Below are 21,835 nucleotides of genomic sequence, written 5' to 3' on the forward strand. Positions count from 1 at the left end.
GGCCCGCCCTGCCGGGTGTGGCCGCTGCCCCGGCTGCCGGGCCGGCGCCCGCTGTCCGCCGGTTCGGCAGCCCTGCGAGGCGTGAGGTTTACCGCCGCCGAAGCCGGTGAGAAGTGCGATCACGTGCTTGGGAGAACAGGCACATACGCGGAGGAGATGCCCCTCGTGGCCCGCGTGTGCTCCCGAGCCGCCTCTCCCCGCGCTGTGCACCGTCGACGACAGCGGGAGGAGAGCCCATGGGTGCCGATCGGTACCGGGCCCGGCGACACCGCCGCGCCCACCGGAAGGCCGCCGCGCCTCCCGGGCGCCTCCGCTCCCCGGGACGGGACCCCGTCCGGCGCGCCCGCCATACGGGGCGGCCGGGGCGCGAACGAGCAGCCCCCGCCGGGCCGCTGCCACGGGACTCCCCGCACCGCCGGCCCGCACCCGCCGCCGCGTGCCGCCCCGCGCCCGCTCGTCCGGGCTGCTCCGCCTCCACATCTCCTGAAGGGACCCCTGCCATGCTGCTCGCCCACCCCGCCGTCCTCCGCGACCTCGTCGAGCAGTACGCGGCCCTGAGCGTCCTGCGGGCCGAGGACGGTTCCCCCGAGGTGCAGCAGCGTATGAACGACATCGCCTACACGCTGTGCGTCTCGACCGGTACCCGGGACATCGACACGGCTCTCGTCGCCGCCCGGCACCGGCTGCCCGGCGCCCGCGTCGACGACGACTCGCTGCTGTCCGCCGAGGACGCCCCCGCGGACCACCCCGCACCGCCGGAGATCGCGGTCACGGTCGTCGCGGCGCCGGAGGCGCCGCAGCAGGCGCCCCGGCCCGCCGCCGCGGTGTGAGAGCGCATGCCGCCCCCGCAGGCAGCGCTGCCCGCCGCCTGCGGACCGGCTGACACTCCCACCCCACCCGTCTTGCCGGCGAGCCGGTCCCGCTCGTACGGCTCCCCAGTGAAAGGATCACCGTGCCCACGACAGCCCTGACCGCGCCGGGCCACCCGGCGCCGCCCGCCGCACACGAGCGCATCGCTCCCGAAGCGGTGGCGCACTCCGCAACGGGGAGCTGCGCGCGCCCGGAGGATTCCGCGGCCCGGCGCCCCGGCCATCCGCTGTCCGGACCGGTGAGACGGTGACGGCGCAGGACCCGGCAGTGCCGGGAGACGCCCCGTCCGCGCAGGCCGCCGCCGCGCCCGCTGCCGAGCGGCCGGCCCGCGTGCAGGCCGCCGCCGGTGCCGAGGACCGGCCGGCGGAGTCGGTGCGCGAGCGCGAGCATTACATACGCAGACGGCTGGAGCGGCTGATCGGCGTCGCCGCCACCGAGGGCAACGCACTGCGGGTCCTCCGCAACGGTGACGAGATCTTCCCCGCCATGCTGCGGGCGATCCGGGAAGCCCGGCACACCATCGACATGATGACGTTCGTGTACTGGCAGGGCGAGATCGCGCACGAATTCGCCCGCGCACTCGGCGAGCGGGCGCGGAACGGCGTGCGGGTGCGGCTGCTCCTGGACGGCTTCGGCAGCAGGCCCATCGAGAAGTCCCTGCTGGCGGACATGGAACGGGCGGGCGTCGCCGTGCAGTGGTTCCGCAAGCCGATGTGGGTCTCGCCCTTCAAGCAGAACCATCGCTGCCACCGCAAGGCCCTCGTCGTCGACGAGCGCACCGCCTTCACCGGCGGCGTCGGCATCGCCCAGGAGTGGTGCGGAAACGCGCGGAACCCGGGGGAGTGGCGTGACACCCATGTCGAGGTGCGCGGCCCCGCGGTCGACGGCGTCTCGGCCGCTTTCGCCCAGAACTGGGCCGAATGCCACGACGAACTCTTCGACGAGGCCGACCGGTTCGTCGAGCAGGACACCCCGGGCACGGCCCTCGTCCAGGTCGTCCGCGGCTCGGCGAGCTTCGGGTGGCAGGACATGCAGACGCTGCTGCGCGTCGTGCTGGAGTCGGCACGTGAGCGGGTGCGGCTGTGCACCGCGTACTTCACCCCGGACGACTACTTCGTCGACCTGATGAGCCGGACGGCGCGGCGCGGTGTGCGGGTCGAGATCCTGCTCCCGGGCCCGCACACCGACAAGCGCGTCTCCCGGCTGGGCGGCAGGCATGTATACGACGACCTGCTGCGCGCCGGTGTGCGGATCGCCGAGTACCGGCCCACGATGATGCACGCCAAGGTCGTCACCGTCGACGGCATCGTCGCCCTCACCGGCTCCACGAACCTCAACCGCCGCTCCCTCGAACACGACGAGGAGGTGATGCTGGCCGTCATCGACGAGCGGTTCACGGCGACGCTCGACGACCACTTCGCCGCGGACTGGGACGATGCGGAGCGCATCACCGCCGGCCGCTGGCGGCGGCGCCCGGGCGCCGAGCGCCTCAAGGAGGCGGCGGTGCTCCCCATCCGCCGGTTCCTGTAGGAGCGGGTGTCCCGCTTCGCGGCTCGGCGTCCGTTTCCGGGGCCTGACCGCGGGCGGCCGTGTGGTCGGGCTCTTTCTATAGGGTGGCCGGATGAGCAGTGCAGACGGGGGCCGGCAGCCGGACGGCGGCACCGCCGGGACCGGTCCCGTGGACCTCCAGCAGTTCGCCGTGGCACTGCGCAGGATGAACGGGGAATTCGGACGGCTGGTCCACGGGTTCGCCGCCGCGCAGGGGCTGCACGCCACCGACGCCGCCGCGCTCGCCGCGATCCTCGACGCGGAGGAGCCGCTCACTCCGGGGCTGCTGCGGGAGCATCTGGGGCTCACCTCCGGTGCGGTGACGGCCTGCCTGGACCGGCTGGAGCGGGCCGGGCATGTGCGGCGTTCCCGGGATCCGGCGGACCGCCGGGTGGTCCGTCTGCACTACCCCAGTGATGCGCGGGCGGCTGCGCGCGGGTACTTCAGACCGCTGGCCCAGGCGACCGACCGCGCCCGCGCGCAGCTCGACGACGAGGAGCAGCACGTGGTGCTGCGCTTCCTCGTCCTGCTGAACGAGGAGCTCTCCGCTCTTCGCGAGGGCGGGAGCTGACGCCTTCGCGGCGGCGGCGTGCGCCGCCGGACGGCCGGCGAGGCGCGGAACATGTTAGTTCAATGATTAAGATAGCCAAGCATTGAACTGGTTTCCCCAGCCACTCGCAGCCCCCGGAGGATGCATGCCGTCCGCGCCGCGTCTCGCCCGCCTCTCGATCCCGATTCTGCTGCTCGTCGTCTGGATCGCCGTCGGCGGCGCGCTGGGACCGTTCGCGGGGAAGCTCGGCGAGGTCGCCACCAACGACGAGGCCGCCTTCCTGCCGCGTAGCGCCGAATCCACCAGGGTCCTGGACGAACAGAAGGCGTTCGACCAGGAGGAGACCCTGCCCGCCATCGTGGTGTGGACGTCCGGTGACGGGCAGTCCGTCACCCGTGCGCAGCGCGGGGCCGCCTCGCGCGCGCTCGACCGGGCCGCCGACAGCGTCGGCGCGGTCGGTCCCCCCACCCCTGCGATTCCCTCCCGGGACGGCGAGGCACTGCAGGGCGTCGTCCAACTCCGCCCCGACCTGGGCGAGGAGCTCCCCGGAGCCCTGGAGAAGCTGCGCTCGGCCGCCGAGGAGGTGTCCGGGACGACGGTGCGCCTCGCCGGGCCGGCGGCCACCCAGGCCGACCTGTCCGACGCGTTCGCCGGAATCGACGGACTGCTGCTCGGGGTGGCCCTCGCCGCCGTGCTGCTGATCCTCGTCCTGGTCTACCGCAGCGTGCTGCTGCCGCTGGTGATCATCCTCGGTGCGGTGTTCGCCCTCGGACTCGCCTGCGCGGCGGTCTATGCCCTTGCCCGAGAGGACATGGTCCGCGTCGACGGGCAGGTGCAGGGCATCCTGTCCATCCTGGTGATCGGCGCGGCCACGGACTACGCGCTGCTGCTCACCGCGCGGTTCCGGGAGGAGCTGAGCGCGGGACACCGCCGCGAGGCCGCCGTCCGGGCCGCCCTGCGGCGGTCCGTCGGGCCGGTGCTGGCCAGCGCCGGCACCGTCGTCGCGGGTCTGCTGGCCCTCCTGCTCAGCGACCTGACCAACAACCGCGCCCTGGGGCCGGTGGGCTCCATCGGGATCGTCTGCGCCCTGCTGAGCGCCCTGACGTTCCTCCCCGCTGTACTGGCCCTTCTCGGCCGCTTCGCCTACTGGCCGGCCAGGCTGCCGCACTCGGCGGAGCAGCGGGAGGCGTCCGCGCGGGGCGGGGTCTGGCCGCGGGTGGCGCGTGCCGTGGACCGGGCGCCCCGCAGGATCTGGGCCTGCACGCTCGCGGTGCTGCTCGCGGCGAGCGCCTTCGTGCCGCTGCTGAACGCCCGGGGCGTGCCGCTGGACGAGATCTTCATCAACGACGCGCCGTCCGTCGCCGCCCAGCGGACCCTCGGTGAGCACTTCCCCGGCGGCTCCGGCAACCCGGCCACGGTGCTCACCGACGAGCAGGCCCGCACGGAGGTGCGGCGGGCGGCGCTCGGCACCGAAGGCGTGGCCTCGGCCGTGTCGCTGGGCGCGAAGGGCCGCCCGGACGCCGGGGCGCCGCAGGTCGTGGACGGCAGGGTCCGCCTCCAGGTCACACTGGAGGACGCCGCGGACAGCGATGCCGCCAAGCGCACGGTCGAGCGGCTGCGCGAGGCGGTGCGGGCCGTCCCGGGCTCCGACGCGCTGGTCGGCGGATACACGGCCCGGCAGTACGACACCCAGCGGACGGCCGAACGCGACCGCGCGCTGATCGTGCCGGTGGTCCTGGTCATCATTCTGATCATCCTGGTCGCGCTGCTGCGCTCGCTGCTCATGCCGCTCCTGCTGGTGGCGACCGTGGCGCTGAGCTTCTTCGCCACCCTGGGCTTCTCGGCGCTGGTCTTCCGCGAACTGCTCGGCTTCAGCGGAGCGGACGCCTCGGTGCCGCTGTACGGTTTCGTCTTCCTGGTGGCGCTGGGCGTGGACTACAACATCTTCCTGATGTCCCGGGTCCGCGAGGAGTCGCTGCGGCACGGCGTGCGGGAGGGCGTGCTGCGCGGCCTGACGGCCACCGGCGGCGTCATCACCTCGGCGGGTGTCGTGCTCGCCGCCACCTTCGCGGCGCTCGCCGTCATCCCGCTGGCCTTCCTCGCCCAGATCGCCTTCATCGTCGCCTTCGGAGTCCTTCTGGACACCCTGGTGGTGCGGTCCCTCCTGGTGCCGGCGCTGGTCCGGGACATCGGCCCGCTCTCCTGGTGGCCGGGAGTCCTCAGCCGCAGGTGAACCCTGTCCGTCGGCGGCCCGCGGCGTCGGCCGCCGACGGTGTTCAGGGGCGCGGGGTCGGCGCGAGCACGACGTTGTCGTACCCCGGCAGGGCCGCTGCCGCCAGCGGGGGCGCGCCCTCGAGTTCCGCGCGCAGCAGCCGCCGCAGCCTGCGGGCGCTCGCGTGGTAGAAGCGGTGCTGCGTCCAGCGCCCGAAGACCGTGAAACCCGTCCGCACGACGGGATTGGGCAGCGGTGCCCGCCGCGAGTGGCCGGTGATCCGGAACTCCACGGCACCGGTCCGCAGCCGCTTGACGACCTGGTAGGCGAGTTCGCCCTGCTCCAGATGGCCCTCCAGGGTCCGGTAGGCCCAGCCCCACACGCGTGACTCCGACGCACCGCTGCCGTGCGTCTCGTCGGTCACGGACGTCACCCGGACCCCCATGTCGAACCGCAGTCCGGCGAACCGGCCCTCCAGCAGCATGTCCCGGCCCAGCAGCGGCGTGTCGCTCCGGTAGAGCGCCCGCAGGATCGTCGGCTCCGCGAACTGGTAGTCGCGCACCAGGCGGCAGGCGATGTCCCACGCGCCGCCCCGCACGGGGTCGCCCACCGGTTCCCGGGCGAGCGGCTGGCGGAGGTAGTCGACGTGCCAGTGCGCGTTCCAGGTGGGCACCCGGCTCCCGGTCAGGGGCGCGTAGTTGACCGTGCGGTCCGCCAGGGAGTGCAGCGCGGCGACCGCCGGTGCACGGTAGAGGCGCCGCTCACGCAGCATGCGGGCCGTCCGGCCGGGGCCGTCCGGCGGGGGCATCCTCCAGCGACTGGCTGATGCCCCACAGCGTGGGCGCCCACAGGCCGACGAACAGGGCGCGGCGCTCGGCGTTGCCCCGTTCGTCCTGGTCGAAGCTCGCCGCCCGCATCCAGAAGACGATGCAGAGTCCGACGGAGCCCATCGACGCCAGTTGCAGATGTGTCCTGCGCAGTCCGATCCCGTGCACCAGCTTTTCGAACAGCACGCCGACCTCCTGGGTCCGGGTGGGGGAGATGAGTGCCCCTGATGCCCACTCATGTCGCTTTCATGGTGTCATAGGCGCTATGTCAGTACAGGGATGGATGCGGTCGGGAATCGGGTTGCGGGCCCGGCGCGACTCCGGCCGGCCGCCGGCCAGGCGGCCGGGCAGACCGTCCGCCCGGCGGCGGATCGGCATCCTGCTGCGTTTCCCGGCCGGCGTCCTGCTGGTGTCCTGGGAGTACATGTGGCGGGTGACCGCGCTGCACCGCAGCGAGGTGGCGGGGGACTCCGGCGACCTGCCGCCCCCGCTGCCCGGTGATCGCGTCGACGAGCTCACCAAACGGCTCGCCGACGGCGTCGGGCCGATGTTCCACCGCCGTTTCGGCGTCCGGATCCAGGGCGCCCGGATGAGCCCCGAAGAGCTGATCGGCGCAGTCGCCGCCGACCTCAACCGTCCGGCACCCTCGACCGTGGCGGTCTTCCACAAGACGCGCGGCGGACCCGGTCCGGCACGCCCCGGAGACGAGTACCGGGTGCAGATGCCGGGCCCCTGGGACGGTCCGGTGCGTGTGCTCCACCGCGACCCGGTCACGATCCGGCTCGGCACGCTGCACGGGCATCTGGAGGCCGGGCAGATTCAGTTCACCGCCGACGATCCGGGAGACGGACTCCGCTTCCACGTCGAGGCGTGGTCGCGCGCCGGCGACTGGTGGGCCGACCTGCTCTACAGCCGGCTGCGGGTGGCCAAGGAGATCCAGTTCAACATGTGGGTGCACTTCGTGCTGGGCGCCGCCGCGATCGCGGGCGGCCGCGTACAGGGGGGCGTCACCATCGAGACCCGCGGTGTCCCCGCGGCCTCCTGCGAGACGGCCGTCCGGTGCTGACCTCCGCGGCCTCGCGGCCGCTGCCGCACCGTCCCCCGGAATCCGCGCCGGTCCGGGGCGCCGCCACGCGTGCGGACCGGATGTGCGTGCGGACCGGGTGCGGGTGCGGGAGGGTGGTGAGCGGAGCCGTCCGTCCGAGCCCCGCCCGCCCTGACCGAGCCGGAGGATCCGGTGCCCCCTGACGCCGCCCCGCACACCGCTGTCTGTTCCTACACGCATCTCTTCCGCGGCGCGTCCGTGCGCATCCAGGGGCTGAGCAGGCCCGCGGCCTATGCGGAGAGCCCGCTCGCCACCGGACTCGTGCTGCGGTTCGCCGACGGAGCCGCCACCGACGCCGAGATCCTGGTCTCCTCCAACGGAGAGGCCGTCCTCGCCGTCTCCGGCCACACCACGCGTGCGGGCACCCGGTTGCCGGAGCGGACCTGGCTGCTGCGGGGCTTCCGCGCCCTGGGGGACGAGGTCGAGGTGACGGTGGGAGTGCCCATGGCGTGACCGCCCCCGTCGCACCGCGCCCGGCGCACACGGACCTCCGCCCGACGGGACACCCGGGCAGGCCCGCCCGGCCACGCCGGCAGGCCCGCGCCGGGTCACGGTTCGCGGTGCACCTTGGTGTTGGACGCCTGCGCCCGCGGGCGGACCACCAGCAGGTCGACGTTGACCCGGCTCGGCCGCGAGACACACCACGCGATGGTCTCCGCCACGTCGTCCGCGGTCAGCGGCTCGGCCACACCTTCGTACACCCGGGCGGCCTTCTCCTCGTCCCCGCGGAAGCGGGTGAGTGCGAACTCGTCTGTCCGGACCATCCCGGGCGCGATCTCGATCACCCGGACCGGGCTGCCGACGATCTCCAGGCGCAGGGTCTCGGCGAGCACGTGCTGGGCGTGCTTCGCCGCGACGTACCCGGCTCCGCCCTCGTATGTCGCGAGGCCGGCGGTGGAGGAGAGCACCACGACCGTGCCTTCGCCGGCGGTCAGCGCCGGCAGCAGCGCCTGCGTGATGTGCAGGGTGCCGAGGACGTTGGTCTCGTACATCCGCCGCCAGTCCTCGGGGTCGCCGGAGGCGACCGGGTCCGCCCCCAGCGCCCCGCCCGCGTTGTTGACCAGCACCTCCAGCGTCTCGAACCGCTCGGCGAACGCGTCGACCGCCGCACGGTCCGTCACATCCAGGGTGTGGGCCTCGGCCTGCTGTCCCGCCTCCACCAGCTCGGCGGCGAGCGCTGCGACGCGCTCGGCGCGGCGCGCGGCCAGCACGACCCGGTAGCCGGCCGCCGCCAGGTGGCGTGCGGTGGCGGCGCCGATGCCGCTGCTCGCTCCGGTGACGACAGCGGTGCGGGACGAGGTGGTGGGGGAGGCGGTGCTCATCGACGCTCCTGGCGGCTCTGGGACCTGCGGTGGGCTTTGGTCAGGGTATGCGGGCCCCCGCGTCCGCGGGCAGCCGCCCCGGAGGAGCGAGCCGCCTGCGGGCAGCCGCCCCGGGACGGGCCGCGCGGACGTCCCGATCCGCGCGCGCGGGGAGCAGCCGCTCACGGGCGACTGCCGCTCACAGGAAGCTGACGTTCTGGGCCAGCGGGAGTTCCTCGGAGTAGTTGACGGTGTTGGTCGCCCGGCGCATGTAGGACTTCCAGGCGTCGGAGCCCGACTCGCGCCCGCCGCCGGTGTCCTTCTCCCCGCCGAAGGCCCCGCCGATCTCCGCCCCCGAGGTGCCGATGTTGACGTTGGCGATCCCGCAGTCGGAACCCGCGGCGGAGAGGAAGACCTCGGCCTCCCGCTGGTCCCGGGTGAAAATGCTGGAGGAGAGGCCCTGCGGGACGTCGTTGTGCAGAGCCAGCGCTTCCTCGAGGGTGTCGTAGGCGAGGACGTAGAGGATCGGTGCGAAGGTCTCCTCCCGCACGACGTCGTACTGCTTCTCGACGCGGACCAGGGCCGGTTCGCAGTAGGCGGCTCCCGGGGCGGCGTCAGCAAGCCTGCGGTGGCCCCCGGCCAGGAGCTCGCCCCCCGCCGTCCGGGCCCGGGCCAGCGCGCCGTCCATCTCCTCCAGGGCCGGGAGCGAGATCAGCGGACCGACCAGAGTGCGCTCGTCGAACGGGTCACCGACCGGCAGCGTGCGGTAGGCGGAGACCAGCCGCGCGGTCAGCGTCTCGGCGACGTCCCGGTGGACGAGGAGGCGGCGCAGCGTCGTGCAGCGCTGCCCCGCGGTGCCCGCGGCGGCGAAGACGATGCCCCGCACGGCGAGGTCGGGATCGGCCGACGGGGCGACGATCGCGGCGCTGTTGCCCCCGAGTTCCAGCAGGCTGCGGCCGAGCCGGGCCGCGACGCGGGGCGCCGCCTCGCGGCCCATGCGGGTCGAGCCGGTGGCGCTGAGCAGGGCGATCCGCGGGTCGTCCACGAGCTGCCGGCCGACGGACCGGTCGCCGAGCAGCAGGCGGTGCACCGCGCGGGGCGCCCCGACCTCGTCGGCGGCGCGGGCCAGCAGGTGGTCGCAGGCCAGGGAGGTGAGCGGGGTCAGCTCCGAGGGCTTCCAGACGACCGTGTCCCCGCAGACCAGCGCGACAGCGGTGTTCCACGACCACACGGCCGCGGGGAAGTTGAAGGCGGAGATGACACCGACCACCCCGAGCGGGTGCCAGGTCTCGGCGAGCCGGTGCCCGGGGCGCTCGGAGGCGATGGTGCGGCCGTACAACTGCCGGGACAGGCCGACGGCGAAGTCGCAGATGTCGATCATCTCCTGGACCTCGCCCAGGGACTCGGACCTGATCTTGCCCGCCTCGATCGTCACCAGGTCGGCGAGGTCGCTCTTGTGCTCGCGCAGCAGCTCGCCGAGCCTGCGCACGAGTTCCCCGCGGCGCGGCGCGGGCGTGCTGCGCCAGGTGCGGAACGCCGCGCCCGCCTCGGCGACGGCCGTCTCGGTGCCGGCGGGGGTGGCGGCGCGGAGCCCGAGGAGGCGCTCCCCGGTGAGCGGGGTCCGGGCCGGGAGGTCGTCGCCTTCCGGTACGCGCACGCCGATCGTGTCGAGGCGGGCGCGGGCGCGGGCCCGCAGGTCGTCCGTACTGGGCAGGGCGGTGCTGGTCATGGCCATCCTCAGGGGTGTTCGCGGTGGACGGGGCGGACGAGGCCGGTGCGCTCCAGACCCAGCTCGTGCGCGACCCGGGACAGGGAGCGGTGCTGCTGCCGCTCGTAGAGTGCGTAGGGGTCGAGGACCTCGCGCTCCAGTGCGCCGGAGAGCCACTCGGCGTCGTAGGAGGCGGCCTCCCGCGAATTGTCGCGGGTGCCCTGCGAGGTCAGGTTGGACTGGAAGATGCCGGCCGCGGAGCGGGGCAGGAAGTCCTCATAGACGAGGGGCTCGGCCTCGACCCACCCGCGCCGCAGCAGTGCGCCGATGTCCGCCGGGGGCCGACTGCCGTCGCGGGGCGGGTCGGCGGCCGTGCGGTAGGTGAAGTGCGCCAGTCCGTGCGCGGCCAGTTCCCACTCGGTGCGGGGCAGTTGCTGCTCCCACACCTCCCGGGCGATCTCCTCGCGCCGCCGCCCGGACGCCTGCGCGCTGCGCCGGTCGACCAGATCGGTCAGCTCGTCGTAGCGGGCGCGGCCCGCCCGGGTGAGGGCGATACCACGCGCCTCGACCTCGCCGAACCGCACCCGCAGCGCACCGTCGACCACCTCGCCCTCCGGAGTGCGCATCGCCCGCGGTTCGGTCAGCGCCCGGAAGGACGTCTGCCGCAGCAGCACGTCGGGCCCTGGCCAGGCGGGCGGGCCCTGAATGGTGTCGATCATCTCGATGCCGCGCGCGGTCATCCGGCGGTACAGCTCGTCGATGTCGAGCACCCGCGGGGTGAGGTGGTTGATGTGCGTGCTGCGGACCCCGGCGATGTCCGCCGCCACGGCCGAGACCCGCTCCAGCGTCCGGTACCAGGCCCGGTCGACCGGTTCGGAGGACAGCTCGAAGGCGCCGACGGCGAGCCGGAGGAAGCGCTCGGCCTCCTCGGGGGGCAGTTCCCGCTCGGCGGCGGCCCGGTCGGCCAGGGCGAGCAGCTCCGGCGGGAAGAGCTCGCGGCTCGCGAGGAAGGTCTCCAGCCGTGCGCGCAGCCCGGGGCCGAAGAAGCGGGGGTCGGCCGGAGTCAGCAGGGAGGTGAAGACGCGGAAGGGGTTGCGTGCCAACTCCTCCGCGTCGACGGGCCGGAAGGCGGTGGAGACCACGGGGACGGCGCTGGCCGCGGCCTCCCGGAGGTCGTAGAAGCCGACCGGGCGCATCCCCAGGGCCGCGAAGAGCCGGGCGACCTGACGCAGTTCCGCGGGCGTGCCGACGCGGATGGCGCCGTGCCGCTCCGCGGTCACCCGGCCGGGGGAGCCCAGCCGTTCGGCCGCGCCGCCCCGGGTGCGCAGGACGTCCTCGTTGACCTCGTGGGAGACCTCCACCAGCGTCGTGTAGGCGGGCACCTCCCGGCCGTACATCCGCGACAGCCGCGCGGCGAACGCGGCACGCAGCCGCCACTGTTCGACTCTCTTCACGGTTCGCCCTTCCTTCCTCGGGAGTGCGCACTCACACGACATGGGCCTCGGGACGGATCCCGGACCCGGCGCGGAACCGGTCGGCACTGAGCGGCGCGGGGTCGGCGAACGGGCGGCGTCCCAGGTGCAGGTCGCGGACGATCTCGCCCACCGCCGGGGCCTGGAGGAAGCCGTGCCCGGAGAACCCCGTGGCGTACAGGAAGTTCTCCAGTTCGCCGGAGCGGCCGATGAGCGCGTTGTGGTCCGGGGTGTTCTCGTAGAGCCCGGCCCAGCCGCCGACGGTCTCCATGCCGGCCAGGCCGGGGGCGCGGCGGCGCGCCACGGCGCGGAAGCGCTCCAGCCAGCCCGGTGTCCAGGTGGTGTCGAAGCCCTCGGCCTCGTCCGGGTCGGCCAGCCCGAAGAGCAGCCCGTCGTCGCTGTTGTGGAAGTAGGCGCTGGAGGAGAAGTCGATGGTGAAGGGGATCCGGGGCGCGTCCGGGGCCAGCGGCGCGGTGAACGCCAGTTGCCGCCGCACCGGGCGCACCGGAAGGCTGACGCCGGCCATGTCGCCGATCCGCCCGGACCACGCTCCCGCCGTGCAGACGACGCTGCCGCAGGAGATCGGACCATGGCTGGTCTGCACGTGGGTCACCCGGCCACCGGCCGTCCCGAGGCCGGTCACCTCGGTGTGCTCGGCGACCCGCACGCCGCAGGCACTCGCGGCGTCGGCGTAACCCCGCACCACCGCTCCCGGGCGCGCGTGGCCCGCCGTGGGGCAGTAGGCGGCGGCCACCAGGCCGTCGGTGCTCAGCCACGGGCACAGCCGCCGCGCCTCGTCCGGACCGATCATGCGGCTGGGCACGCCGAGACTGTTCTGGACGCCGACACCGGCCGCGAAGTCCGCCTCCTGTTCCGTGCTGTCGAGCAGGAACAGGTAGCCGACGGGATCGAACCGGATGTCCGCACCGGGGCGGTCGCCGAAGGCGCGGTACGCGTCCAGGCTGCGCCGGCCCAGTTCGATGTTGAGCGGGTCGGAGAACTGGGCGCGTACGCCGCCGATCGGCTTCCCCGAGCTGCCGCAGCCCAGTTCGCCGCGCTCCAGCAGGACGATGTCGCGCACTCCGGCCTCGGCGAGGTGGAACGCGGCGCTGGCGCCCAGTACCCCGCCGCCGATGATCACGACGTCGGCGGAGTCCGGAACGGTTCGGAAAGCGGAGGAGGGCATGGCCGGTCCCTTCCGAGGGCCGACGGCGGGATCGGGCGGGGCGGCCCGGGCCCGGACGCGGCGCTGCTGTCAGTGCGGCGGTGCTGATCAGCGTGCTGTCCCGACATCGTGGCGCAGCACGACCGTTGACGTCCATGAACAGTTCCTGCTCAGGTTCGTTTACCGTTCCTGTATGGACTGGACGAGTCCGCAACTGCGGTCGCTGGTGGAGCTGACCAGGCGGGGCACGGTCACCGCGGTCGCGCGCTCCCTCGGCTACACCCCCGGCGGGGTCTCCCAGCAGATCGCCGCACTGGAGCGGTCCACCGGCATGGAGCTGCTGCGGCGGGTGGGGCGCCGGGTCGAACTGACCGACGCGGGGGTGACGTTGGCCGCCCACGCCGAACGGATCCTGGCCACCGAGGCCGAAGCCGTGGAGGCGCTGGAGCGCACCCGCCACGAGGTCTCCGGGACGCTGCGGGTCGGCCTCTTCGCCACCGCCGCCGCCGAGATCCTGCCCCTCGCGCTCCGGAACGCCCGGGAGACCTGCCCGGGCCTCACCGTACGCAGCCGCGACATGGACGTGGACGAGGTGTACGACGCGGTGGCGGGCGGCTCCGTGGAGCTGGCCCTGGGCCTGGACTACCCGGACGTACCGCTGCCGCGCGACGCGTCGCTGTGCGTGCTCCCGCTCTCCCGCGAACGGTTCTCCCTCGCCGCACCCGCGGGTGACCTGCCCGGCCGGGAGACGGTCGCGCTCCACGAACTGCGGGAGCTGGGCTGGATCCTGCCGCCGGCCGGGAGCTACTACGGCCGCGCGGCGCTCACCGCCTGCCGCCGGGCCGGTTTCGAACCGCGGGTGCTGCACGAGGTGACCGACACGGCCGCGACACTGGCCCTGGTCGAGACCGGGGTGGGGGTCAGCCTCGTGACGGACCTGATGCTGCGGCTGCGCCCTTCGCACCTCGACGTCCTCGGGCTGAGTGACACCGTGGAGCGGCAGATCGTGGCGGTGTGCCGGACCGCCGCGCGGCACCGGCCGACGGTGGCGGCGCTGCTCGGCGTGCTGCGCTCGGCGGCCTGCGCCCCGGCGGACGGGCCGGGGCGCAGGCCTGCGGGGGAGGGGAGCGGGAGGCCCCGCTGATCCTCTGCGTCCCCCCTCGGGCGCGGGGACGCGGGACCGGTGCGGGAGCGACGGCGGCCGAGTCCGCCCCCGCACCGGTTGCGCCCTGCCCGGGCTCAGGCGCCGGGTCCGGCCTCCCCCTCCGCCCGCAGAATGCGGTCCGGACGCAGCGGGAGGTCCCGGTGGCGGACCCCGGTCGCGTGCCAGACCGCGTTGGAGATCGCCGCGGCCGCGCCCACGATGCCGATCTCGCCGATGCCCTTGACCCCCACCGGGTCGTCGGGGACGGGGTCGTCGATCCAGTCCGCCTCGATGACCGGGACATCCGCGTTGGCGGCGATGTGGTAGCCGGCGAAGTCCGCCCCCACCTGGCCACCGGACGCCGCGTCCCGCACGGCCTCCTCGTGGAGCGCCATGGACAGGCCCCAGGTCATCCCCCCGACGAGCTGGCTGCGGGCGGTGAGCGGGTTGATGATCCGGCCCGCCGCGAACACCCCCAGCATGCGCCGCACACGGACCTCTCCGGTGGTCACGTCGACGGCCACCTCGGCGAACTGCGCCCCGAAGGAGTGCCGTTCCTTCTTGGCGAGCTCGGCGAGCAGCCCCGCGGTGTCCGTGCGCGCGGTGACGCCCTCCGGCGGGATGTCACCGTCGGACAGCGCCAGCCGGCCGCGCAGCTCCTCGGCTGCCGAGACGACGGCCAGAGACCACGAACGGGTGCCCATGGAGCCGCCTGCGACCCATGCCTGGCCGAAGTCGCTGTCCCCGATCCGTACGGTGACCCGCTCGGTCTCCACGTCGAGGGCTTCCGCGGCGACGAGGGTGAGGGCCGTACGGGCGCCGGTGCCCACGTCCGCCGCGGAGATCCGCACGGTGAAGCCGCCGTCCGGCTCGGCTGTCACGGAGGCGGTCGAGGGCGCGGCACCGGAGGGATAGCTGGCCGCGGCCGTTCCGGTACCCAGCAGCCACCGGCCCTCGCGGCGCAGCCGCGGCCGCGGGTCGCGCCCGCTCCAGCCGAACCGGCGGGCGCCCTCCTCGAAGCAGCCGAGCAGGTTGCGGCTGCTGAAGGGGAGACCGGAGAGCGGTCCGGTCTCCGGCTCGTTGCGGGCCCGCAGCGCGATCGGGTCCATGCCCAGCCGCTCGGCCAGCTCGTCGAGCGCCGACTCCACCGCGAAGGATCCCGGTGCCTCGCCGGGCGCCCGCATCCAGGTCGGCGTCGGCATGTCGAGGCCGACGAGGCGGTGCGCGGTGTGGTGCGCCCGGGCGTCGTACATGACCCGTCCGAAGGCGGCGCTGGTCTCCACGAACGGACGCAGTGTCGAGGTGAGGTTGAGCGTCTCGTGGCCGAACGCGCGCAGCCGCCCGTCCGGGTCCGCGCCGAGCCGCACCCGCTGCGCGGTGGGGCTGCGGTAGCCGGTGACCGCGAACACCTGGCGGCGGGTCAGTGCCAGGCGGACCGGCCGGTGCAGGAGGGTCGCCGCCATCACCGCGCCCACCTGGTGCGGCCGGACCCCTTTGGAGCCGAAGGCACCGCCGATGTGCTCCGAGCGCACCCGTACCGAGGAGGCGTCGAGCGAGAACAGCTGGGCCAGATCGCCCGCCACCCACCCGGTGCCCTGGTTGGTGTCGAGCACCTCCAGTCGTCCCTCGTCCCAGCGGGCGGTGGCGGCGTGCGGTTCCATGGCGCTGTGGTGCTGCTCGGGGGTGGTGTACGAGGCGTCCACCAGCACGCCGGAGGCGGCCAGTTCGGCTTCCAGGTCGCCCTTCGCGGCCACGGCGCCGCTGTCCTCGGGCGTGTAGCTGCCGGGCCGGCCGGCGTGGAAGGCGACGTCGTGCGGCTCCTCGTCGTACTCGACGACCAGCGCCTCGGCGGCCTCCCGCGCCTGCTCCGGCGTCTCGGCGACGACCAGTGCCACCGGCCATCCCAGGTGCGGCACCCGGTCGTGCTGGAAGAGTGCCACGATGGGATCGGGCGGGCCGAGCAGGGAGACGAAGTCCGTGGTCAGCCGCGGCGCGTTGCCGGAGTGCAGCACGGTCAGCACACCGGGCAGGGCCCGCACGGCCTCCTCGCCGACCGCCCGGACGCGGCCGCGTGCGACGGTCGAGAGGACCAGCCAGCCGTGCGCCAGCTCCTCGAAGGGCTGCTCGCTCGCGTAGCGGGCCGTGCCGGTCACCTTCTCCCGCCCCTCGACGCGGGTGCGGGCGGCACCGACGGTCCGCGGTTTCGCCGTGGTGGTCATCGGGCGGCCTCCTCGGCCAGTTCGGTGAGCAGGGAGACGACGAGGTTGCGCAGCAGCGGCAGCTTGTAGGCGTTCTGCTCCAGCGCCTGCGCCGCGGCCAGTTCGGCGTCGGCCGCCGCCGCGAACGCCGTCTCCTCGGCCGGCTGCCCCAGCAGTGTCCGCTCGGCGGCCCTGGCCCGCCACGGGTGGGAGGCGACGGCACCGAAGGCCAGCCGTACGTCGCGCACCGCGCCGTCGGCCACGTCGAGAGCACCGGCTACCGAGCCGATGGCGAAGGCGTAGGAGGCCCTTTCCCGCACCTTGCGGTAGCGGGAGCGCGCGGCGACCGGCGCGGGCGGCAGCGTGACGGCCGTGATGAGCGCCCCCTGCGGCAGTGCGGTCTCCCGGTGCGGAGTGTCGCCGACCGGCAGGTAGAAGTCGGCCAGCGGCAGCTCGCCGCTTCCCTCGGCGGTCTCGAAGGAGACGACGGCGTCGAACGCGGCCAGCGCGACGCCCATGTCGGAGGGATGGACGGCCACGCAGTGCGCCGAGGCGCCGAGGATGGCGTGGTTGCGGTGCTCGCCGGTGGCCGCCGAGCATCCGCTGCCCGGGGTGCGCTTGTTGCAGGGGAGTGTGGTGTCGGTGAAGTAGGCGCAGCGGGTGCGTTGCAGGAGGTTGCCGCCGACGGTGGCCATGTTGCGCAGCTGTCCCGAGGCCCCGGCCAGTACGGCCTCCGCCAGCGCCGGGTAGCGGCTCCGGATCCCGGGGTGGGCGGCCAGGTCGCTGTTGGTGACCGTGGCGCCGATCCGCAGTCCGCCCTCCGCGGTCGGCTCGATGCGGTCCAGGGGCAGCTCCCGGATGTCGACGAGCCGCCCGGGCCGTTCGACCCCGGTCTTCATCAGGTCGACCAGGTTGGTGCCGCCGCCCAGGTAGCGCGCGTCCGGGTCGGAGTCGAGCAGCGCGACGGCCCCTTCGACATCGGTGGCGCGCTGGTAGCTGAACTCCCTCATGCGGCCGTCTCCTTCGGGTCCGTGCCCGCGGCGGGGCCGGACGGGCCGGCGGCCTGCGAGACGGCCTGGACGATCGACACGTACGCGCCGCAGCGGCACAGGTTGCCGCTCATCCGCTCCCGTATCTCCTCGGGGGTCAGCGGCGGCGGTCCCGCCTCGGGCCGGATGTCGCCGGTGGCGGCACTGGGCCAGCCCGCCGCGTGTTCGTCCAGCACGCCGAGGGCGGAGCAGATCTGCCCCGGGGTGCAGTAGCCGCACTGGTATCCATCGAGGTCGAGGAACGCCTGCTGCACCGGGTGCAGTTGCTCGCCGTCCGCGACGCCTTCGATGGTGGTGACGGCGCGCCCCTCGGCAGCGACGGCCAGTTGCAGGCAGGCCACGGTCCGGCGGCTGTCGACCAGGACGGTGCAGGCGCCGCACTGCCCTTGGTCGCAGCCCTTCTTCGAACCGGTCAGGCCGAGGCGCTCGCGCAGCGCGTCGAGCAGGGTGGTGCGGTTGTCGACGGTCAGGGTGTGGTGCTCTCCGTTGATCTTCAAGGTGATTGCGCTGGCGGTGGCTGGAGCCATGAACAGCTTCCTTCGCGAGTGCGGTACGAGGAGGATCGGCGCGCGGGCGGAGAGGCTGGGGCGGACGGAGCGTCCGCCGCCCGGGGATCCGACGCTATGGTGGGTTGGAGAAAGCGGACAGTAGTCCACTCCATGCGTCATGAACGTAGCGGACAGTTGTCCGGTTCGCAAGAGTTCCCGCGTATCGCCACTGCGCACCGCAGTTCCGCGCCGGGGCGGAGAGGAGGATGAGTGCGGCACCACAAGCCCGGCACCGCGCTGCGCTCGGACGCGCAGCGCAACCGCGAACGCATCCTGGAGGTGGCGCTCGCGGAACTGACCCGCGCCGCCGACGCGCCGCTGAGCACCATCGCCAAGAAGGCGGGGGTCGGCCAGGGCACCCTCTACCGCAACTTCCCCAGCCGCGAGGCCCTGGTCCTGGAGGTCTACCGGTACGAGGTGCAGCAGGTGGCCGAGGCCGCCGAGCAACTGCTGCGCACCCGGCCGCCGGACCGGGCGCTGCGCGAATGGATGGACCGACTCGCCCGGTACTCGCTGGCCAAGGCGGGTCTCGCCGACGCGCTGCGGGCGGCCACCAGCGCCTGCGGCACCCTCGCCGGGCTCGGGCACGGTCCGCTGACGCAGGCCGTGGGCACCCTGCTGGAGGCCAACGAACGCGCCGGAACGATACGCCCCGGGATGACTCCGGAGGACTTCCTCCTGGCCATCGCGGGCCTGTGGCAGATCGACCCGCAGCACGACTGGCAGGCGCGCGCCGACCGGCTCCTCGATCTGGTGATGGACGGGCTGCGGGCCGGCGCCCCGGGACGCCCGGCCGCCGGCGGGTGAGTCCCGCGGGGCCGTCCGCGCCGGGATGTGCGCAGGGCCGCGGCCCCGAATGGCGTAAACCCGGCAGGGCGACCACGATGGACCGGGGGGCGGAACAGAATGCTGGACCGCGGCGACAGGAGGATGCCATGACCACGGCAGCCGACATCATGCACCCCGGCGTCCGGTGGGTGCCCGCCACCGAGACCCTCGACCGGGCCGCCCAGTTGATGCGCGAGATGGACGTGGGTGCCTTGCCCGTGAGTGACCCCAACGACCCCAACGAGCGCATGTGCGGCATCATCACCGACCGTGACATCGTCGTCCGCTGCATCGCGGCCGGACGCGACCCCTCGCGGGTGACGGCGGGAGAGCTGTGCGAGGGCACCCCGCGCTGGATCAGCGCCGAGGCGGACCTGAGCGAGGTCCTGCGCGAGATGGAGACCCACCAGATCCGGCGCCTGCCCGTCATCGACGGGAACAAGCGCGTGGTCGGAGTGATCAGCGAGACCGATCTGGGCCGGCACCACCTGAACGACAAGCAGCTCGCGGGGTTCGTGGAACAGGTCTACGCCTGAGCCGCGCCCCACGGCGGACCCGCCTCGGCATGCGCCGGGCGGGCCGTCGGGCTGCCCGGCGCACCGAGGCCGCTCCGGGTGGTCAGCGCGCGGAGAGGACCGACCGCAGCCGCGCGGCGAAGGCGCCGGGGTCCTCGACGAACCCGGTGTGGTCGCCCGGGAAGACGGCCCGCTGCACGCCCAGCGCCTCGGCGAGCGCCAGCGAGGTCCGGTCGCACAGCTGACCGGCGGAGTCCTCCCCGACCCCCACCACGATCCTGGTGGCAGCCGAGCGCAGCGCCGCGAGGTCGGGCTGCCAGAAGCTGGAGGCCCGCATCTCGTGCGCGAACCAGCGGCGTTCGTCCGCCACCTGCTGCGGATCGCGCTCACCACCGAACATCTCCTCGACCACCGGGTCGGGGAGGGCGATTCCGGCGTTGGCGAAGAACTTCCGCCAAGCACCGGTCACATCGCCGCCGAGGTAGGCGCGGACGGTCTCCTCGGTGCCCTTCCGCAGCTCGTCGCGGTCCTCCAGCAGTTCGATCAGCGGGGGCTCGTGGGCGACGACCGTGTGCACGGCTCCGGGATGGTGCTGGGCCAGGGCCAGCGCGCTGACGGCGCCGCCGCTGGAGCCCAGCACCGCGGCCGGACCGCGGCCCAGCGCCTCGACGAGCCGGGCGAGGTCGCCGGCGCGCAGTTCCGGGGTGGAGTCCTGGGCCGGGTCGTCGAGCCCGCTGCGGTTGATTCCGCGCGGATCGGTGGTGAGCACGGTGTGGTCCGACGCGAGCTGGCCGGCCAGCGGGGCGAAGGCGGCGGCGTCCATCGGGGCGCCGACCAGGACGAGGAGCGGGCCGTCGCCGCGCACCTCGTAGTGCAGCCGCGCGCCGGGCACCTCCAGGGTGCGGGCGGCTGCGGTCTCGTCCGAGCGGGGGTCCATGGGTTCCTCCGAAGGGGGTGCGGCGGCTTTCGGTGGGATGGACCGTCCGGCCGGAGCGAAATCATCGCTCGCCCGGCCGTGCCCGTCCTCCGTGCGGGACGGGGGACCCGGGCTCGCTCCCGGAGGCCGGCGATGCCGCGGGTCCGCGCGACGCCCCGGCGAGGCGGGGACCGGTACCGCCGCGCCTTGGGACTCCGGACCCGCCGGCGCCCGTGACCGCACACCGGGTCGCGGGTCAGCGCTCGGCGGGGACACCGGACAGTTCCTCGGCCTCGCCCGGCCGGTAGGGGGAGCCGGGCCACTCGACGAGCAGCACCGTGGCGTCGTCGCGCAGCCGGCCCTGGTGGTGCTCGAGGTGGTGCCGGATCAGTCTTCGCAGCGTCTCGGGCACGGGGAGTTCGTCGGCCTGGTGCCGGATGAGGAAATCGGTGAACCGCGCCATGCCGAACTCCTCGCCCCGGCTGTTCCGGGCCTCGGTGATGCCGTCGGTGTAGAGCAGGAGCCGGTCGCCGGGCTGCAAGTGGGTGTGGCACACCTCGGTGTCCGTCCGGAACCCGGTGCCCATCGGCGGTCCGGGCGGGTGCGCGGGCTCGATGGTGGAGCGGTCCCGGACGATGACCGGCAGATGGTGACCCCGGCTGAGCCAGGTCAGCTCGCCGCTGGGCACGTCCAGCGCGGCCAGGATGCCGGTGGCGAACCGGTCCCCGCGGAACTGCCCGAGCAGCGCCTCGTCCACCGCGGCCGCGGTACGCACCAGGGAGGCGCCTTCCCGGCGGCTGTTGCGCATGGTGGTCAGCGCGAGGCTGGCGGTCAGCCCCGCCGCGGTGTCGTGGCCCATCGCGTCCAGCACCGCGAGGTGCACGGTGCGGCCGTCGACCGCGTAGTCGTAGACGTCGCCGCTGACGTCGTAGGCGGGCTCCATGACCGCGCTGATCACCACCCGGTCCGTCGCGAACGTGCGCTGCGGCATGATCCGCCACTCCATCTCCGCCGCCAGGCTCATCCGCCTGCGGCGGACCAGGCGGGCGTAGGAGTCGCTCAGTCCGCGTTTGGAGACCACGAGCAGCGCCACGAGTGCGGCCAGCCGCTCCATGTCCTGGTACATCGCCGCGTCCGCGTCCTCGGCGGTGATCCGCAGGACGCCGAGCCGGTCCGTGCCGTCCACCAGCGGTACCCACCACCGGCAGGGATCGGCCACCGTCACCGGGAGGATCTCCCCGTGCTGGAAGGCCCGCCCGGCCACCGTGCCCTCGATGCCGATCTCCTCGCTCTCCCCGGCACCCGCCGGCGCCGGCCCGCCGGACAGCGGGGAGAGCACTTCCTGCTGCAGGTCCGCCAGGTAGATCAGCACTTCGCCGAGCCCCACCCACCGGGCGTGTTCCGCCACGAGCTGCGGCAGGTGCTCCAGGGTGGAGGTGTGGCTCGCGGTGAGCAGTGCCCCGAACATGGCCGCACGTGCCGCTGCCGGTTCCGGCGTTCCCTCGGGGCCGGAGGAGCGTCCCTGGCGAGAAGTCATGCCCCCACTCTCGGCGCGGAGGGTGACCACGGGGGCGACCAACACCCGCGGGCAGTGCGTCCCCGGGATTCGGTGTGGCCGGTCGGGTGACGGTTTCGGCCCGTCCGGCCGCTTCCGGGCCGTTCGGTGGCAGTGCGCCGGCCGGCGCGGTCCGCCCGGTTGTTCGCTCCATGCCGGACGGTCCGGTTCTCCGGGGCCGGTGTGGTGAGCCGGACCGGGAGGGCGGAGCCGTCCGGTGAGCGGCGGAGTCCGCCCCGCATCACCCGATCAGGCCATCGACGAGGTTCGGCGCCGCCGGGCTGACGCGTACTCACCGCCGCGCTCCCGGCCGGTGGCCGGCCC

Annotated in this window: 20 protein-coding genes; 9 read left to right on the forward strand and 11 right to left on the reverse strand. The window is 74.1% G+C overall.

Annotated elements, in window-relative coordinates:
• The first annotated feature begins 500 nt into the window (after positions 1-500).
• From ACFYMO_RS05160 to ACFYMO_RS05175, 4 genes are all read left to right on the forward strand, one after another.
• Positions 501-830 carry a DUF5133 domain-containing protein gene (locus ACFYMO_RS05160; RefSeq protein WP_388544306.1) on the forward strand — a complete coding sequence of 110 codons (330 nt, stop codon included), beginning with the start codon at positions 501-503 and terminating at the stop codon, positions 828-830.
• 370 nt (positions 831-1,200) lie between these two features.
• Positions 1,201-2,400: a phosphatidylserine/phosphatidylglycerophosphate/cardiolipin synthase family protein gene (locus tag ACFYMO_RS05165; RefSeq protein WP_388544641.1), complete on the forward strand. Its 1,200-nt coding sequence runs from the start codon at positions 1,201-1,203 to the stop codon at positions 2,398-2,400.
• A 91-nt stretch (positions 2,401-2,491) separates the two neighbouring features.
• Entirely contained in the window at positions 2,492-2,989 is a 498-nt protein-coding gene (locus ACFYMO_RS05170) for a MarR family transcriptional regulator (RefSeq protein WP_366770017.1), read from the forward strand.
• A 124-nt stretch (positions 2,990-3,113) separates the two neighbouring features.
• Entirely contained in the window at positions 3,114-5,201 is a 2,088-nt protein-coding gene (locus tag ACFYMO_RS05175; RefSeq protein ID WP_388544309.1) for an MMPL family transporter, read from the forward strand.
• A gap of 43 nt (positions 5,202-5,244) precedes the next feature.
• Here the strand turns inward: ACFYMO_RS05175 and ACFYMO_RS05180 are convergent, their stop codons facing one another.
• Both ACFYMO_RS05180 and ACFYMO_RS05185 read right to left on the reverse strand, forming a co-directional pair.
• Positions 5,245-5,952, reverse strand: a complete 708-nt coding sequence (locus ACFYMO_RS05180; RefSeq protein WP_366770015.1) for a DUF1990 family protein — start codon at positions 5,950-5,952, stop codon at positions 5,245-5,247.
• Complete coding sequence (locus ACFYMO_RS05185; protein ID WP_366770014.1) at positions 5,942-6,193, reverse strand: hypothetical protein; 252 nt, start codon at positions 6,191-6,193, stop codon at positions 5,942-5,944. The genes ACFYMO_RS05180 and ACFYMO_RS05185 overlap by 11 nt, the downstream gene beginning before the upstream one ends.
• A 79-nt stretch (positions 6,194-6,272) precedes the next feature.
• On the opposite strand from ACFYMO_RS05185, the gene ACFYMO_RS05190 reads away from it, so the two are divergent.
• Together ACFYMO_RS05190 and ACFYMO_RS05195 are read left to right on the forward strand one after the other, a co-directional pair.
• Positions 6,273-7,073, forward strand: a complete 801-nt coding sequence (locus ACFYMO_RS05190) for a DUF1990 family protein (protein WP_366770013.1) — start codon at positions 6,273-6,275, stop codon at positions 7,071-7,073.
• A 171-nt stretch (positions 7,074-7,244) separates the two neighbouring features.
• Positions 7,245-7,565, forward strand: a complete 321-nt coding sequence (locus ACFYMO_RS05195; RefSeq protein WP_366770012.1) for a hypothetical protein — start codon at positions 7,245-7,247, stop codon at positions 7,563-7,565.
• 95 nt (positions 7,566-7,660) lie between these two features.
• Here the strand turns inward: ACFYMO_RS05195 and ACFYMO_RS05200 are convergent, their stop codons facing one another.
• From ACFYMO_RS05200 to ACFYMO_RS05215, 4 genes are all read right to left on the reverse strand, one after another.
• Complete coding sequence (locus ACFYMO_RS05200; RefSeq protein WP_366770011.1) at positions 7,661-8,434, reverse strand: SDR family NAD(P)-dependent oxidoreductase; 774 nt, start codon at positions 8,432-8,434, stop codon at positions 7,661-7,663.
• 178 nt (positions 8,435-8,612) lie between these two features.
• Positions 8,613-10,142: an aldehyde dehydrogenase family protein gene (locus ACFYMO_RS05205; protein WP_366770010.1), complete on the reverse strand. Its 1,530-nt coding sequence runs from the start codon at positions 10,140-10,142 to the stop codon at positions 8,613-8,615.
• Between the two features lie 8 nt (positions 10,143-10,150).
• On the reverse strand, positions 10,151-11,617 hold the full coding sequence (locus ACFYMO_RS05210) for a VOC family protein (RefSeq protein WP_366770008.1): 1,467 nt from the start codon (positions 11,615-11,617) through the stop codon (positions 10,151-10,153).
• On the reverse strand, positions 11,607-12,779 hold the full coding sequence (locus tag ACFYMO_RS05215) for an FAD-binding oxidoreductase (protein WP_366770007.1): 1,173 nt from the start codon (positions 12,777-12,779) through the stop codon (positions 11,607-11,609). The genes ACFYMO_RS05210 and ACFYMO_RS05215 overlap by 11 nt, the downstream gene beginning before the upstream one ends.
• 172 nt (positions 12,780-12,951) lie before the next feature.
• Between ACFYMO_RS05215 and ACFYMO_RS05220 the strand changes: the two genes are divergently transcribed.
• Positions 12,952-13,902 carry a LysR family transcriptional regulator gene (locus ACFYMO_RS05220; protein ID WP_366770005.1) on the forward strand — a complete coding sequence of 317 codons (951 nt, stop codon included), beginning with the start codon at positions 12,952-12,954 and terminating at the stop codon, positions 13,900-13,902.
• A 95-nt stretch (positions 13,903-13,997) separates the two neighbouring features.
• Here ACFYMO_RS05220 and ACFYMO_RS05225 read toward each other — a convergent pair whose 3' ends face one another.
• From ACFYMO_RS05225 to ACFYMO_RS05235, 3 genes are read right to left on the reverse strand one after another with little or no spacing between them, the layout of a single operon-like run.
• Positions 13,998-16,121 (reverse strand): xanthine dehydrogenase family protein molybdopterin-binding subunit, encoded by a 2,124-nt coding sequence (locus tag ACFYMO_RS05225; protein WP_366770004.1) that lies wholly within the window; start codon positions 16,119-16,121, stop codon positions 13,998-14,000.
• Entirely contained in the window at positions 16,118-17,110 is a 993-nt protein-coding gene (locus ACFYMO_RS05230; protein ID WP_366770003.1) for a xanthine dehydrogenase family protein subunit M, read from the reverse strand. Before ACFYMO_RS05230 ends, ACFYMO_RS05225 begins: the two co-directional genes overlap by 4 nt.
• Positions 17,107-17,676 carry a 2Fe-2S iron-sulfur cluster-binding protein gene (locus ACFYMO_RS05235; protein ID WP_366770002.1) on the reverse strand — a complete coding sequence of 190 codons (570 nt, stop codon included), beginning with the start codon at positions 17,674-17,676 and terminating at the stop codon, positions 17,107-17,109. The genes ACFYMO_RS05230 and ACFYMO_RS05235 overlap by 4 nt, the downstream gene beginning before the upstream one ends.
• A gap of 231 nt (positions 17,677-17,907) precedes the next feature.
• Between ACFYMO_RS05235 and ACFYMO_RS05240 the strand changes: the two genes are divergently transcribed.
• Positions 17,908-18,504 carry a TetR/AcrR family transcriptional regulator gene (locus ACFYMO_RS05240; RefSeq protein WP_366770001.1) on the forward strand — a complete coding sequence of 199 codons (597 nt, stop codon included), beginning with the start codon at positions 17,908-17,910 and terminating at the stop codon, positions 18,502-18,504.
• Positions 18,505-18,632: 128 nt separating this feature from the next.
• The gene (locus tag ACFYMO_RS05245) at positions 18,633-19,061 is read left to right on the forward strand and encodes a CBS domain-containing protein (RefSeq protein ID WP_360300247.1); all 429 of its coding nucleotides are present in this window, start codon (positions 18,633-18,635) and stop codon (positions 19,059-19,061) included.
• Between the two features lie 82 nt (positions 19,062-19,143).
• On the opposite strand, the gene ACFYMO_RS05250 is transcribed toward ACFYMO_RS05245, so the two are convergent.
• Entirely contained in the window at positions 19,144-19,977 is an 834-nt protein-coding gene (locus tag ACFYMO_RS05250; RefSeq protein ID WP_366770000.1) for an alpha/beta hydrolase, read from the reverse strand.
• 235 nt (positions 19,978-20,212) lie between these two features.
• A complete protein-coding gene (locus tag ACFYMO_RS05255; protein WP_388544644.1) occupies positions 20,213-21,424 on the reverse strand; it encodes a PP2C family protein-serine/threonine phosphatase in 1,212 nt (403 codons plus the stop codon).
• Positions 21,425-21,835 lie beyond the last annotated feature (411 nt).

Origin of the sequence: Streptomyces sp. NPDC007025, from assembly GCF_042869455.1 — a bacterium.
Classification (GTDB): Bacteria; Actinomycetota; Actinomycetes; order Streptomycetales; family Streptomycetaceae; genus Streptomyces.

Excerpts from the sequence above, each read along its gene's own strand:
- ACFYMO_RS05160 (WP_388544306.1), top strand. The coding sequence starts at position 501 with ATGCTGCTCGCCCACCCCGCCGTCCTCCGCGACCTCGTCGAGCAGTAC.
- ACFYMO_RS05170 (WP_366770017.1), top strand. The coding sequence starts at position 2,492 with ATGAGCAGTGCAGACGGGGGCCGGCAGCCGGACGGCGGCACCGCCGGG.
- ACFYMO_RS05175 (WP_388544309.1), top strand. The coding sequence starts at position 3,114 with ATGCCGTCCGCGCCGCGTCTCGCCCGCCTCTCGATCCCGATTCTGCTG.
- ACFYMO_RS05180 (WP_366770015.1), bottom strand. The coding sequence starts at position 5,952 with ATGCTGCGTGAGCGGCGCCTCTACCGTGCACCGGCGGTCGCCGCGCTG.
- ACFYMO_RS05190 (WP_366770013.1), top strand. The coding sequence starts at position 6,273 with ATGTCAGTACAGGGATGGATGCGGTCGGGAATCGGGTTGCGGGCCCGG.
- ACFYMO_RS05200 (WP_366770011.1), bottom strand. The coding sequence starts at position 8,434 with ATGAGCACCGCCTCCCCCACCACCTCGTCCCGCACCGCTGTCGTCACC.
- ACFYMO_RS05205 (WP_366770010.1), bottom strand. The coding sequence starts at position 10,142 with ATGACCAGCACCGCCCTGCCCAGTACGGACGACCTGCGGGCCCGCGCC.
- ACFYMO_RS05210 (WP_366770008.1), bottom strand. The coding sequence starts at position 11,617 with ATGTCGTGTGAGTGCGCACTCCCGAGGAAGGAAGGGCGAACCGTGAAG.
- ACFYMO_RS05215 (WP_366770007.1), bottom strand. The coding sequence starts at position 12,779 with ATGCCCTCCTCCGCTTTCCGAACCGTTCCGGACTCCGCCGACGTCGTG.
- ACFYMO_RS05220 (WP_366770005.1), top strand. The coding sequence starts at position 12,952 with ATGGACTGGACGAGTCCGCAACTGCGGTCGCTGGTGGAGCTGACCAGG.
- ACFYMO_RS05225 (WP_366770004.1), bottom strand. The coding sequence starts at position 16,121 with ATGACCACCACGGCGAAACCGCGGACCGTCGGTGCCGCCCGCACCCGC.
- ACFYMO_RS05230 (WP_366770003.1), bottom strand. The coding sequence starts at position 17,110 with ATGAGGGAGTTCAGCTACCAGCGCGCCACCGATGTCGAAGGGGCCGTC.
- ACFYMO_RS05235 (WP_366770002.1), bottom strand. The coding sequence starts at position 17,676 with ATGGCTCCAGCCACCGCCAGCGCAATCACCTTGAAGATCAACGGAGAG.
- ACFYMO_RS05245 (WP_360300247.1), top strand. The coding sequence starts at position 18,633 with ATGACCACGGCAGCCGACATCATGCACCCCGGCGTCCGGTGGGTGCCC.
- ACFYMO_RS05250 (WP_366770000.1), bottom strand. The coding sequence starts at position 19,977 with ATGGACCCCCGCTCGGACGAGACCGCAGCCGCCCGCACCCTGGAGGTG.
- ACFYMO_RS05255 (WP_388544644.1), bottom strand. The coding sequence starts at position 21,424 with ATGTTCGGGGCACTGCTCACCGCGAGCCACACCTCCACCCTGGAGCAC.